Origin of the sequence: Natronoarchaeum sp. GCM10025321, assembly GCF_042663585.1 — an archaeon.
In the GTDB taxonomy this organism is placed as follows: domain Archaea; phylum Halobacteriota; class Halobacteria; order Halobacteriales; family Natronoarchaeaceae; genus Natranaeroarchaeum.
This window is the reverse complement of record NZ_JBHTAN010000006.1, coordinates 3,003,680-3,016,014: the sequence shown is the minus strand read 5'-3', so window position 1 is coordinate 3,016,014 and position 12,335 is coordinate 3,003,680. Positions and strand designations below refer to the sequence as shown.

At 64.5% G+C, this 12,335-nt stretch carries 11 protein-coding genes and 1 pseudogene; 7 read left to right on the top strand and 5 right to left on the bottom strand.

Features of this window, described 5'->3' with window-relative positions; genetic code table 11:
• Positions 1 to 10: 10 nt before the first annotated feature.
• Together ACFQL3_RS18365 and ACFQL3_RS18360 are read right to left on the bottom strand one after the other, a co-directional pair.
• Complete coding sequence (locus ACFQL3_RS18365; protein WP_377051156.1) at positions 11 to 1,207, bottom strand: ATP-grasp domain-containing protein; 1,197 nt, start codon at positions 1,205 to 1,207, stop codon at positions 11 to 13.
• A gap of 177 nt (positions 1,208 to 1,384) precedes the next feature.
• Complete coding sequence (locus tag ACFQL3_RS18360; RefSeq protein WP_377051154.1) at positions 1,385 to 2,464, bottom strand: aminopeptidase; 1,080 nt, start codon at positions 2,462 to 2,464, stop codon at positions 1,385 to 1,387.
• A gap of 59 nt (positions 2,465 to 2,523) precedes the next feature.
• On the opposite strand from ACFQL3_RS18360, the gene ACFQL3_RS18355 reads away from it, so the two are divergent.
• The gene (locus tag ACFQL3_RS18355; protein ID WP_377051152.1) at positions 2,524 to 3,549 is read left to right on the top strand and encodes a threonine aldolase family protein; all 1,026 of its coding nucleotides are present in this window, start codon (positions 2,524 to 2,526) and stop codon (positions 3,547 to 3,549) included.
• Between the two features lie 12 nt (positions 3,550 to 3,561).
• Here ACFQL3_RS18355 and ACFQL3_RS18350 read toward each other — a convergent pair whose 3' ends face one another.
• Complete coding sequence (locus ACFQL3_RS18350; RefSeq protein WP_377051150.1) at positions 3,562 to 3,687, bottom strand: hypothetical protein; 126 nt, start codon at positions 3,685 to 3,687, stop codon at positions 3,562 to 3,564.
• Positions 3,688 to 3,771: 84 nt separating this feature from the next.
• Here ACFQL3_RS18350 and ACFQL3_RS18345 point away from each other — a divergent pair, with 84 nt between their 5' ends.
• Positions 3,772 to 4,446, top strand: coding sequence for an ArsR/SmtB family transcription factor (locus ACFQL3_RS18345; protein WP_377056979.1), 675 nt, complete (start codon positions 3,772 to 3,774; stop codon positions 4,444 to 4,446).
• 375 nt (positions 4,447 to 4,821) lie between these two features.
• Here ACFQL3_RS18345 and ACFQL3_RS18340 read toward each other — a convergent pair whose 3' ends face one another.
• Complete coding sequence (locus ACFQL3_RS18340; RefSeq protein WP_377056977.1) at positions 4,822 to 5,310, bottom strand: metallophosphoesterase; 489 nt, start codon at positions 5,308 to 5,310, stop codon at positions 4,822 to 4,824.
• Positions 5,311 to 5,402: 92 nt separating this feature from the next.
• Here ACFQL3_RS18340 and ACFQL3_RS18335 point away from each other — a divergent pair, with 92 nt between their 5' ends.
• From ACFQL3_RS18335 to ACFQL3_RS18315, 5 genes and pseudogenes are all read left to right on the top strand, one after another.
• Positions 5,403 to 5,975, top strand: a complete 573-nt coding sequence (locus ACFQL3_RS18335; protein WP_377056975.1) for a hypothetical protein — start codon at positions 5,403 to 5,405, stop codon at positions 5,973 to 5,975.
• A 318-nt stretch (positions 5,976 to 6,293) separates the two neighbouring features.
• A pseudogene (gene alaS, locus ACFQL3_RS18330) lies at positions 6,294 to 9,069 on the top strand (alanine--tRNA ligase).
• 1 nt (position 9,070) lies between these two features.
• Entirely contained in the window at positions 9,071 to 9,421 is a 351-nt protein-coding gene (locus ACFQL3_RS18325; protein WP_377056973.1) for a hypothetical protein, read from the top strand.
• A gap of 25 nt (positions 9,422 to 9,446) precedes the next feature.
• Positions 9,447 to 9,857, top strand: a complete 411-nt coding sequence (locus ACFQL3_RS18320; RefSeq protein ID WP_377051138.1) for a hypothetical protein — start codon at positions 9,447 to 9,449, stop codon at positions 9,855 to 9,857.
• Between the two features lie 57 nt (positions 9,858 to 9,914).
• The gene (locus tag ACFQL3_RS18315) at positions 9,915 to 10,448 is read left to right on the top strand and encodes a GNAT family N-acetyltransferase (protein ID WP_377051136.1); all 534 of its coding nucleotides are present in this window, start codon (positions 9,915 to 9,917) and stop codon (positions 10,446 to 10,448) included.
• Here ACFQL3_RS18315 and ACFQL3_RS18310 read toward each other — a convergent pair.
• Positions 10,435 to 12,300: a PINc/VapC family ATPase gene (locus ACFQL3_RS18310; protein ID WP_377051134.1), complete on the bottom strand. Its 1,866-nt coding sequence runs from the start codon at positions 12,298 to 12,300 to the stop codon at positions 10,435 to 10,437. The genes ACFQL3_RS18315 and ACFQL3_RS18310 overlap by 14 nt on opposite strands.
• Positions 12,301 to 12,335: the final 35 nt, after the last annotated feature.

The following is a 12,335-nucleotide window of genomic DNA, read 5'->3' as shown; positions in this document are numbered from 1 at the left end:
GCCCGGAGGACTAGCCGGAGCCCCAGGGAAACACGTTCCTGAGGTCTCTGAGGAACGGTCCCGGATCGTCGAGACAGAGGTAGTCGAAGTTGGGCTGGTCGTACACCGACTGTGCGACATCACGGGCGGCCTGCCGAAACCGCGGCGGGTCGACGAGCGGAAACTCGTCCCGGAGGACACTGTGAAGATGGACGAGTTCCCCGCGGAGCAGGTGTGTCGCGACGCCGTCCTCGTACGATGTCGACCCGTTTACTGATTCACCACCCGCGATCTGCCAGAACAGATGGGGAAAGTCCAGTCCGGCAGCGATCGGACAGGCGAGCGACAACCAGAACCGAGGGTTGACCTCGAGCAGCGTGAACTCCCCGGTGCGCTCGTCCTTGACGAACTGCACGGATGCTGGGCCGTTCCAGTCGAGCGCGTCGAGGACCGCCGTGCCAGCAGTCTCCAGGTCCGGGATCGAGACCGTCTCGCGGCAGACGCTGGTGCCGCCGCTGTACTTGTAGGCCCGGAGCTGATGTTTCCCGCAGGTCGCGACTGGCTCGCCGTCGTCGTAAAGCGCCCAGAGCGCATACTCCGATCCTGGAACGTACTCCTGGACGATGGGCTCGTGGCCCATCCGTTTGCGGATGCTCTCCCGATCCGGCTCGACGCCTGGCTGGAGCAGCGTCGCCGATCCGGTACTTTCGAGCCGATCCGGACTCGTCGTTCCCTCGTACTCGTCGGCCAGTAACACCAACCGCGGCTTGACGATCTGGTGTCGCTCCCAGTCGTCGACCTCGCCGAGCAGTCGCGTCTCCGGCACAGCCACACCTGCGTCGGCGGCTGTCTCCACCAACCGGGACCGGTCGTGGACGGTCCGCAGCATCTCGAAAGAGGGGAAGGTGGGCAGCATCTGCGCCTCGAACGCCGATTCGTTCCGTGCGAGCGTGAACACGTCGACTTCCCGCATCGGCGCGACAGCCCTGACGTCTGCTCGCTCCGCGAGCGCAAGGAGGGCATCGCGATACCCCGCACGATCTTCCATCGGATCGGGCACGATCCGGCGTTCCGTGGCGTACTGTGAAGCGAGCGCGGGTGCGGTTTCTGACTCGGAGATCGCGATGGTACGGATTCCCCGCTTGCCGAGCGCGCGGAGACAGGCAACCGAGCTTGCACCCCCCTCAGGCACGACTACCGTGTCTCCGAACCTGCGTTCATCTTGCATCTGATTACTGCTGTTTTGATATTTGTTGCTTGAGGGTAGTTTGTTGGTACCGGATAGTTGCAGGTTACTCACAGGCCGCGTAGTCGTGGCAAACCACTCACGAAAAAATCTCGGCAAAAAAGCCGCGACTCCCTCGGGACGACTCACACCGTTCGTCGCCCACCGCTCGCCGCGGTGCTACTCCTCGAAGACGAACCGCCCGTCCTCTTGCACCGTTTCGCCGTCGACTTCGATCCGCGAATCCTCGCTCATGTCGACGATCATATCGACGTGGACCGCGCTGTCGTTCTGCTCGTTGTCCTCGCCGACAGTGTCCTCGTAGGCGCGTCCGACCGCCATGTGGACGGTGTCGCCCATCTTCTCGTCGAACAGCATGTTGTCGGTGAATCGGTCGATGTCGCGGTTCATGCCGATGCCGAGTTCGCCGAGATAGCGTGCGCCCTCGTCGGTTTCGAGGACCTCCGTCAGGACCTCCTCGTTCTTTTCGGCGGCGTGGTCGACGACTTCGCCGTCCTCGAACTCCAGATAGACGCCCTCGACCTCGCGGCCCTGATGGTAGAGCGGTTTGTCGAACAGCACTTCGCCCTCGACGCTGTCGGCGACCGGCGCGGTGAAGACCTCGCCGCCGGGGAGGTTCTTTTCGGCGTAGTCGTTGAGGACGGGGTTGCCGGCGATAGACATCGTGACGTCGGTGGTGTCACCGCTGACGATCCGGACCTCGTCGGCCGGTTCGAGCAGGTCGACCATGTTGGCCTGGAACTCCCGCTGTTCGTCCCAGTCCTTGTTGACAGCGTCCCAGACGAAGTTCTCGTAGCCCTCGGTGGAGAGTTCCGCGAGTTGGGCGTTCGAGGGGGCGGGGTACTGGGTGAGACACCAGCGCTTGGACAGTCGCTCGGCGGTGATCGGCTTCTGTGCGCGCCGGTAGGCGGCGTTGGTTTCGGCGTCGACGTCGCTGGTCTCGGTGGCGTTCTCGTTCGCCCGGATCGAGATGTAGACGTCGGTCTCGTCGATCAGGGCCTCGGTGTGGCCCGGCGTCTCGAAGTCGTCTACCTCGCTCGCACGGAGGTATGCGCGCTGGGCGCGGTCGTTGCTGGAGAGGCTGATCGGGTTCGCACCGATGTCGCCGATCACTTCGTGGAGGGCGACGACCAGGTCCGAGGCGACCGGCGGGGCGACGATGACGACGTCGTCGCCTTCCTGCAGGTCGACCGAGTGGTGTGCGATGACCTCTGCGTGTTCACGGATTCGCGGATCCATACAACGAACTCGCGGGCGAGGTGAAAAACCGTTTACGTTTTCGGCGATGGACTTCGAGTATGATCGATCTCCGCAGCGATACGGTGACGACACCGGACGACTCGATGCGAGCGGCCGCCGCAGATGCCGAGGTCGGCGACGACGTCTACGAGGAGGATCCGACCGTCGCCGAACTGGAGTCCCGGGCCGCCGATATCACTGGGTTCGAGGCCGCGCTGTTCGTGCCGAGCGGGACAATGGGGAACCAGATTGCTGTGCGCGTCCACACCGAACGCGGCCAGGAGGTGCTCATCGAGGGACAGAGCCACGTCTACAAGTGGGAACTGGGTGGACTGGCCCAGCACTCGCAGGTCCAGACGCGGACGATAGACGGCGGCGAGCGGGGGATTCCCTCGCCCGATGCGATCCGCGCCGGCTACGTCGAGAAGGACCTCCACCGGCCCGGCACCGGACTGCTGACGCTAGAAAACTCCCACAACAGCAGAGGCGGCATTGCCATCGCGCCCGAGGCCATCGACGCCGCCGCCGAAACCGCAGAAGAACTCGGTGTCCCGGTCCACCTCGACGGCGCGCGACTGTTCAATGCCGCGACCCACCACGATGTCCCGGCCGAACGGATCACCCGGAACGTCGATTCGGTGATGTTCTGTCTCTCGAAAGGGCTTGGCGCACCGATCGGTTCGATGCTCGCCGGAAGCGAGTCGTTCATCGCCGAGGCACGCAGGGTGCGAAAGTTGTTCGGCGGCGGCATGCGACAGGCCGGGATCATCGCCGCCCCGGGACTCGAGGCACTGGCGAACCGGGAGCGACTCCACGAGGATCACGAGAACGCCCGCCTGCTCGCCGAGGAACTGGCGGGAATCGAGGGCCTCGACGTTCAAATGCCCGAGACCAACATCGTCCTGGTCGGGACGGGCGCGCTCGGACTGAGCGCCGCGGCGTTCTGTTCGGCACTCGAAGAGCGTGGCGTCCGGGCGAGCGAGTTCGGCGAGACGACTGTCCGGTTCTGTACGCATCTGGATATCGACCGCGAAGCTATCGAGACGGCCGTCGGCGTCGTAGAGGACGTCACCACGGCGACCTGAGAGAGCAGCGATTCAACGACGCGAATCGTCGATGCCGTCTTTGAACGACATCACAGTCTTACGGAAAAGCAGGAAAAAGAACAGGAAGAGGCCGACGAAGACCCCGACGAGGCCGAGGAAAAACGGATCTGTGTACATACTATCGGATTCAGGAGGCGCGGACAAATGCGTTTCGGCCCGTACTGCACAAAGTTCTTTCCGTTCGACTGTTGACACGGTAGTATGGCTGATCTACTACCCTCCATCCCCGACACCTCGTCCGTCGATGACGGCGAACCCAGAGTGGTTGGGATCGACAGCGAGGAGGCCGACGATGTTCTCGCTGCGCTCTCCTCGAACACGGCCCGACAACTTCTGACGGCGCTCCACGACGACCCCGGCACCCCCTCCGATCTGGCCGACCGGATCGATACCTCCCTACAGAACGCCCAGTACCACCTCGGCAATCTGGAGGACGCGAACGTCGTCCGAGTGATCGATACAGCCTACTCCGAGAAGGGCCGCGAGATGAACGTCTACGGGCCGACCGACCAACCGCTCGTCGTCTTCGCCGGCGACGAGTCGAAAGAGACCGGACTCCGCGCGGCGCTCAAGCGACTGATCGGCGGCATTGCTGCCGTCGCGGGTGCAAGCCTGCTCATCCAGGCGATTGCTGGCAGTGGGCTGTTCGACTCGGCGGCCAACGACGGCCAGCAGTCAGGAACTGATGGAGAAGCGACCGAAGACTCCGGACAGATCGGTACCGCGAGCGAAGAGGATTCGGGCGCGGCCGACGCCGATCCGACGGCCGCCGACGGCGACAGTCTGGATATCCCCCTGATCGAGGACGATTTCGGGCTCCTCGATGGAGCAGGACTTCCGCCGGGCGCGCTCTTTTCGCCGGCGGCGCGACGGTGATGCTCGCGTGGTTCGTGATCTGGTACGTCCGAATTCACCGGGTGTAGGCCATATCCGGCCGAAAGCGGTGGGGATTTGGACGCGATTACGATAACTAAAGCCGTTGTTTGACTCTACGATGGCTATTTTTCCCCGGTACTCGTAGCCGTAAGTGCGTCCGTTCCAGAGGACGTAGATGCCTGCCAACCGAACCGCAATGCGGTCGGTCCGATCGGTCTGCCCCTGCCATCGATGGACCGCCCGCGGCCGCCCGTCTGCCCCGCCGCCCGCAGCCCTCCACTTTGCGGCTCGCGCCCTGTGCCGCGACCCTCTCTCGGCGCGATGTTCGCGAGGCCGTCGCGGTCATGCATCTGTGGTCCGTCCCCGCTGGCGCTTCTACGGCTCGATCCTGAACTCCTCGAAGACGGTTCCGTCCGGCTGGCAGAGTCGACCAGCCAGCTCCGCATGGCCCGGCCGATTACCGCGAGGGTCGGCGTGACTCCCGGGGTTGAGCAGTGTCAGTCCATCGGCGTCGACGACCGACGGCTGGTGTGAGTGCCCCGAGACGACCACGTCGGCCTCGCGCTGGCGGCCGAACAGCGAGAGCGCGGTCGGGCCGCCGTCGCGGCGATGGGTCACTGCAAAGCGAACCCCCTGATACTCGACGGTGCGGGCCGTCGGAAGCCGGTCCCGCACTGCCATGCTGTCGGCGTTCCCGTGGACTGCGTCTAGACGTCGTGCCTCCTCCTGAAACGCCTCGAGCGCGCTCGGCGACGTGAAATCGCCCGCGTGAATCACGCGGTCGGCCTCCCGAACCGCCTCCAGCGTGCGGCCAGTCAACGCGTGCCCGTCGTGGCTGTGTGTATCCGAACAGATAGTGAGCATACCCCGGTAGACGGACGGGACCGAAACCTGTCTTTCGACTCGGCGCGACGAGAATGAGAAGGTCCATCACCCCCGGCCAAAAACGGGCGCGTATGCCGACCGAGGGCGAGGGCAGTCCGCTCGACCATGCCGACGAGGTGCTCGCTACCTTCGGCGACGCGACGCCGAAGACTGCCGAGACAGTCGCCGAAGAGACCGGGCTAGATGTCGAGACGGTGCGGGCGACGCTCTCGGCGCTGGTCGAGCGCGACGCGCTGTCACACAAAGCGGTCCACGGGAACGACGATGCCGAGCGACGGCTTACGAGCGAGGAGCTTTCGGACCTCGCCGTCGACCTGTGGTATCTGCCCGCCGACCGGGTCGCCGGCGGCACCGTCGTCGTTACCATGGAGGACGAGGAGGCGGTCGAAGCCGCACTCGACGAACTGTCGTTCCCGGGCGCGAGCGACCTGATGCGCGAGTGGCGGCGAGACGCCGTGCGGGCCGCCTACGAGTATCTGCACGATCGTCACTCGGCCACTGATGCGGACTTCGTCGAGGAGGTCTACCCGACTCAGCCGGCGGGCTACGCTACCGGCGAGGCGTGGTGGGACTGCGTCGCTCCGCGACTTGCCGAACTCCCGGACGTCGAATCCGACGACGGGGAGTGGCGCGTCGACACCTAGAACTCTACTGCACCGATCCAGCGCTCCTGGCTCGCTTCACAGTCGAAATCGACGTGATACTCCCGGCAGGACGAGTGGAGACGGTCGCCACAGACGCATTTGGCCGACTCTGTACGTCGGAGGTGCCCGCCACACGCGGTACAACGAGGCATAACGTGTTATCGTATACCACACAGTATAGTAAACGCTTGCAAAAGACGGGTTAGAGACACATAGTCGTGGTTTCAAATCGGGCCGACTGCGTGCTGAACAGGGAACGGGCTCTCCCGAACGGCGGTTGCGGAACTGTTTTACTCTCCGCGGAGCGACGTGCGAGTAATGAGTCAACTGGAGGAGGCGTACCGCCTCGAGTATTTCGAGGAGGAAGACTTCGTCCGCAAGCAGTGTCCGGAGTGTGGCGTTCACTTCTGGACGCGCGATCACGACCGCGAGACGTGTGGCGAACCCCCGTGTGGCGAGTACTCTTTCATGGAGGACACTGGCTTCGACGAGGAGTTCAGTCTGACCGAGATGCGCGAGACGTTCCTCTCGTACTTCGAGGAGCACGATCACGAGCGGGTCGAACCGTACCCCGTCGCAGCGAACCGCTGGCGGGACGACGTTTTGCTCACGCAGGCGTCGATTTACGACTTCCAGCCGCTGGTAACCAGCGGTGAGACGCCGCCGCCGGCGAACCCGCTCTGTATCAGCCAGCCCTGCATCCGAATGCAGGATATCGACAACGTGGGCAAGACGGGCCGGCACACGATGGCCTTCGAGATGATGGCCCATCACGCGTTCAACACGAAAGAGGAGGTCGACGAGGACGAGTACGCCTATCACGGTGAGGTCTACTGGAAGGACGAGACCGTCGAGTACTGCGACGGCCTCTTCGAGGCGGTCGGCGTCGATCTGGACGAGGTCGTCTACATCGAGGACCCGTGGGTCGGCGGCGGTAACGCCGGGCCGGCAATCGAGGTCATCTACCGCGGCGTCGAACTCGCGACGCTCGTCTTCATGTCGCTCGAACAGGACCCCGACGGCGAGTACGAGATGAAAGACGGTAACACCTACTCGGAGATGGACACCTACGTCGTCGACACCGGCTACGGGCTGGAACGCTGGACGTGGGTCAGTCAGGGGACTCCGACCGTCTACGAGGCGGTCTACCCCGAGACGATCGAGTTCCTCAAAGAGAACGCGGGGATCGACCACACCGACAAAGAGGAATCGATCGTACAGGAAGCCTCGAAACTCTCGGGCAAGATGGACATCGACGAGGCCGAGGACGTCGAGGCCGCGCGCGGCGAGATCGCCGAGTCCGTCGGCGTCGACGTCGCGGAACTGGAGTCCTTGCTCGAACCGCTCGAAGACATCTACGCTATCGCCGATCACTCGCGGACGCTGGCGTACATGCTGGGTGACGGAATCGTCCCCTCGAACGTCGGCACCGGCTATCTGGCACGGATGGTGCTTCGCCGAACGAAACGACTGGTCGACAGCGTGGGCGTCGACGCCCCCTGACGAACTGGTCGACATGCAGGCCGAGCGACTCGACTACGAGAACCGCGATACGATCCGGGACATCGTCCGGACCGAGGTCGAAAAGTACCGCGAGACGCTCGACCGGGGCTCCCGACGCGTCGAACAGCTCGCCGAGGAGTACAGCGAGAAGGGCGAGCCAGTCCCGACCGAGGAGCTGATCGAACTGTACGACTCTCACGGCATCCAGCCGGACATGGTCCAGGAGATCGCCGACGAGAAGGGTGCGACTGTCGAGGTACCCGACGACTTCTACAGCCTCGTCGCCGAGCGACACGACGACGAGAGCGCGGGCGATCTCGACGCCGAGAGTATCGACGACCGGTTCGAGGACCTCCCCGAGACCGAGAAGCTCTACTACGACGACCAGCAGGGCACCGAGTTCGAGGCGGTCGTGCTCGACGTCTTCGAGCGCGAGGAGGGCTACGACATCGTGCTCGATCAGACGATGTTCTACCCTGAAGGCGGTGGCCAGCCGGGCGATGTCGGGACGCTGTCGACCGACGACGCGACGGTGACGGTGACCGACACCCAGAGCGAGAACGGCGTGATCCGCCACCGGACCGACGACCCGCTCAACCGGGGCGCGATGGTGCGAGGACAGATCGACGGGGCACGCCGCCGACAGCTAATGCGTAACCACACGGCGACCCACATCGTCATCCACAGCGCGCGACAGGTGCTCGGCGAGCACATCCGGCAGGCCGGCGCACAGAAAGGCGTCGACTCCTCGCGAATCGACCTGCGCCACTACGATCGGATCGACCGCGAGGACGTCAAAGAGATCGAACGGGTCGCCAACCGACTGGTGATGGAAAACCACTCCGTCACCGAGGAGTGGCCCCATCGCAACGACGCACAGGAAGAGTACGGTTTCGACCTCTATCAGGGCGGGATCCCGCCGGGAGAGCAGATCCGGCTGATCCACGTCGAGGACGACGTACAGGCCTGTGGAGGCACTCACGTCTCCCGGACCGGCGAGATCGGTTCGATCAAGATCCGCAATGCAGAACCCGTGCAGGACGGCGTCGAGCGACTCGTCTTCTCGGCCGGCGGGGCAGCGATCGAGGCCACACAGGAGACCGAAGACGCGCTCTACGAGGCCGCCGAAATCCTCGACGTGACGCCGACCGAGGTGCCGGAGACGGCGGAGCGCTTCTTCACCGAGTGGAAAGAGCGCGGCAAGCGCATCGAAGCGCTGCAGGAGGAACTCGCCGAGGTGCGCGCCAGCGGTGGGTCGGACGCCTCCGAGTTCGAGTTCGACGACGTGACGGCGGTCGTTCAGCGTCTCGACGGCGGCGTCGACGAACTCCGGGCGACGGCCAACGCCATCGTCGACGAGGGGAAAGTCGCAGTGATCGGCAGTAGCGCGGACGGTGCACAGTTCGTCGTCGCCGTCCCCGACGACGTCGCAGTCAACGCGGGCGAAGTCGTCAGCCAGCTAGCCAGTGAGGTCGGCGGCGGCGGTGGCGGCCCACCGGACTTCGCACAGGGTGGCGGCCCCGACACGGAGGCCCTCGACGACGCGCTGGCCAGTGCACCGGACATCCTCCAGCAGGTCCAGGACGCCTGAGATGGAGCTAGAGACGAGAGCCGAATACGACGCGCTGGTCGACGAGATCGCAGCCAACGCCGAGGACCAGGCCACCCCACCGACCAACGAGGACGTCTGGGCGAGTGTGAGCGACGTGGTGCCGAAGCTAACCGGGGCAGTCTGTGATCGCGTGCTCGACCTCTCGACGAGGGTGCCGGACGACGAACTCGTCGACGAGGTGACCGCCGCCCGCGACTCGACCGCGGCGGAGACGAAGCGCGCGGAGGCGGTGACAGTGCTCGTCCAGGACGTCGAGACGCGCCTCCGCTGCGGAGCGGCTGAGCGGCCGGCAAGCCGCCTTCCGGTTGGGATTCGAGACGCCGGTTTTTAAGACCGTCCGGCGAACAGCCATGGCCATGAACCGGTTTCGTCTGCGAGGGCTCGTCGTCACCATCATCGCAATGGTGCTTGCGTCGCTGTCGTACGCGGCCATCTCGGCGAGTCTTCCTTACGGAATCACGCCCGCGACAGCGGACGCTATCGGACTCTCGCTGATCGTCGTCCCGGTCGTCTTTTTCGGCGCGCTGGCAACTGGCGGGTTCCCGTTCAGGGAGTATCAGGAAACAAAGGGGATCGGCGGGATGCTCGCAGACGGAGCCATCATCTTCGCCGTCTGTCTGCTCGCAACTGGGCTAACCGCACAGACTGTGGGCCTGGTCGGTCTCGGCAGTACCGGCCGACTGGTCGTGCTGGGTGGGATCGGCTACCTGACGGCCTTCGGCGTCTTCAGTGCACGCAATCTGGAGTTCTACGACCCCAACAGGTGACTGTATGAGACGACGGCGGCCGGTGATATTTCCGGCTTCACACCCAATCGAGAGACGATGGGAGTCAAGGTCAGACCGGCGCGACGGGAGGATCTGCGTGCGGTCCAGCGGCTCGTCAGCGACTCGTGGCGCGTCGCCTACGGCGACCTCCTTCCGCCGGACGCGCTCGCCTTCATCGCCGACGAGGAGCGGTTCCAGCCGATCGAGTCGCTGGAGTACGCACTCGAAAGCGACGATATGGACTTTCTGGTCGCGCTCGTCGACGGCGAGGTAGTCGGCGAGGGCCAGTTCGCTACCGGCTCCGAGACGCACGCCTTCGTCTCGCCCGAAGACGACGAGGTCCAGTTACAGTCACTGTACGTTGCGCCCAATCACTGGCGCGGGGGGATGGGGTCACGGCTTGTCGAGGCAGGCTTCGATACCGTTCGCGACGATGCCGACGCAGTGCTCGTCGAGGCGCTTGCCGAAAACGACGACGCCAGACGGTTCTACCGGTCGATGGGCTTCGAGAAGACGGGCGACCGCATCATCAGCCTGTTCGGACTGCCCTACCGCGCGACGATCATGCGCCGACCGTTCAGGACGGCGTAACCGTGATCTGCTGTTTGCGGTCGATTGCCAACTCCAGCTCCTCCGCAATGGCGCTTCCCCGCGAGACCTGCACTTCGCCGCCGCGGCCTACCGTCGCGGTGAAGAGGTACTCGCCGTCCGCTTCGACTTCGACCGTCTCGCCGGCCTCGCCGTCGACCGGAATCACGATGTGGCGCGAGGTGATCTCGGGCTTGACGATCTGTCCTGATCGGTCCGAGGCGGCGGGTGTGGTGCCGCCCGCGTCGCCGCTTTCGTTGGGGCTACTGTTTGGCTTCTCGTCGTGGGTGCGCACGTCGATATCGATTCCCAGGCGGTTCTCGACGTCCTGGATGCGGCCACCACCTTTGCCGATGACCGTGGAGATGTCCTGATCCTCGACGTAGACGACCGCCGTGTTGGGGCTCTTGAGGTCGACGTCGACGTGGCCCTGTGCGATCGAGCGGATCTCCCGTTCGATCTCCTGGCGTGCGATCCGGTCGACGCCGGTGGACTCTTCTTCCTCCTCGTCGTTGAGCGGGACCGTGACGACCTGCCGATTGAAGGTGTAGATCTCGTAGGCGGGTTCGCCCGTCTCGAAGTCGTTGATGACGATGACCGGCCGCGCGAGGTCTTCCTCCATCAGGCCGTGAGGGACCTTGACTTCGGTCGTCACGTCGTAGACGGTGTGGACCTCGCCGGCCTCGATGTAGACGACGGTGTCGACGACCTGCGGGATCATCCCGAGTTCGACCCGGCCGACGAGTCGCTGGAGCGCGTCGATGGCGCGGGTCGCGTGGACGACGCCGATCATGCCGACGCCGGCCAGTCGCATGTCCGCGAACACCTCGAAGTCGTCGGTTTTGCGGACCTCGTCGTAGATGGTGTAGTCGGGGCGGACCATCAGCAGTGAGTCGGCCGTCAACGACATCTGGTCGTTGAGTTCGGTGTACTGGGTGATCTCCGGGCCGACCTGCAGGTCCCGCGGTTTCTCCATCGTCTTGACCGAGTAGTCGCTGCCCGAGAGGAACCGGGCCACCGCCTGCGCGAAGGTGGACTTCCCCGCGCCGGGCGAACCGGAGATCAGGACGCCGCGCTGTTGTTCGAGTAGCCGGTTACGCAGTTCGTCGTCGTACTCGTAGTCGTCCAGATCGGTCTGGACGATGGGGCGCACGGCGGTAATCTCGATCCCGTCCGAGAACGGCGGCCGGGCAAGGGAGATCCGGTAATCCCGGAACTGGACGATCGTCATCCCCGGTTCGGAGAGTTCGATGAAGCCCTCGGGCGACTCCTTGGCCGAGTTTTCGATCTCGTCGACGTACTCTTTCATTCGCGCCTCGGAGAGAACCTCGTCGCGGATCTCCTCGTAGTGCATCTCGCCGATCTCACCGCGTTTGGCCATCGGCACGACGCCCGTCTTGAGGTGGACGCTCATCGTCAGATCGTCGAAATACTCCTCGATCGTGAGTTCGCCGACGTCCTCGACGCGCGGGGCGATATACTCGACGTCGAGCCCTTTCGCCTCGGCGACTTCGCTCTGGACGATATCGCTGGTGACGAAGGTCGCACCCATGTCGTCGGCCAGATCGCGGATCAGCGCGTCGATTTCGCCCTCGGTGGCGTGACCGCGCTCGACCGCGTCCGGCCGCTCGCCGACGTATTCGAGCGTTATCTCGCCCTCGTCGGCGAACTCGGCGAGACGCTGGAGCTCAGAAAGCCCGTCCCAGCCGCTTTCGACGCCGTCGTTAGCCTGTGCTTCTAGCTCCGCGACGACTGCTTCGGGTATCGAAATCGTCGCCCCGGCGAACTTCCCGTCTTCGACGTGGTCGGACACGCGGCCGTCGATGACCACGCTTGTGTCCGGTACAACGTTCATAGGGTCGCTTTGCTCCCCGTGGTGAAAAGGGTTTC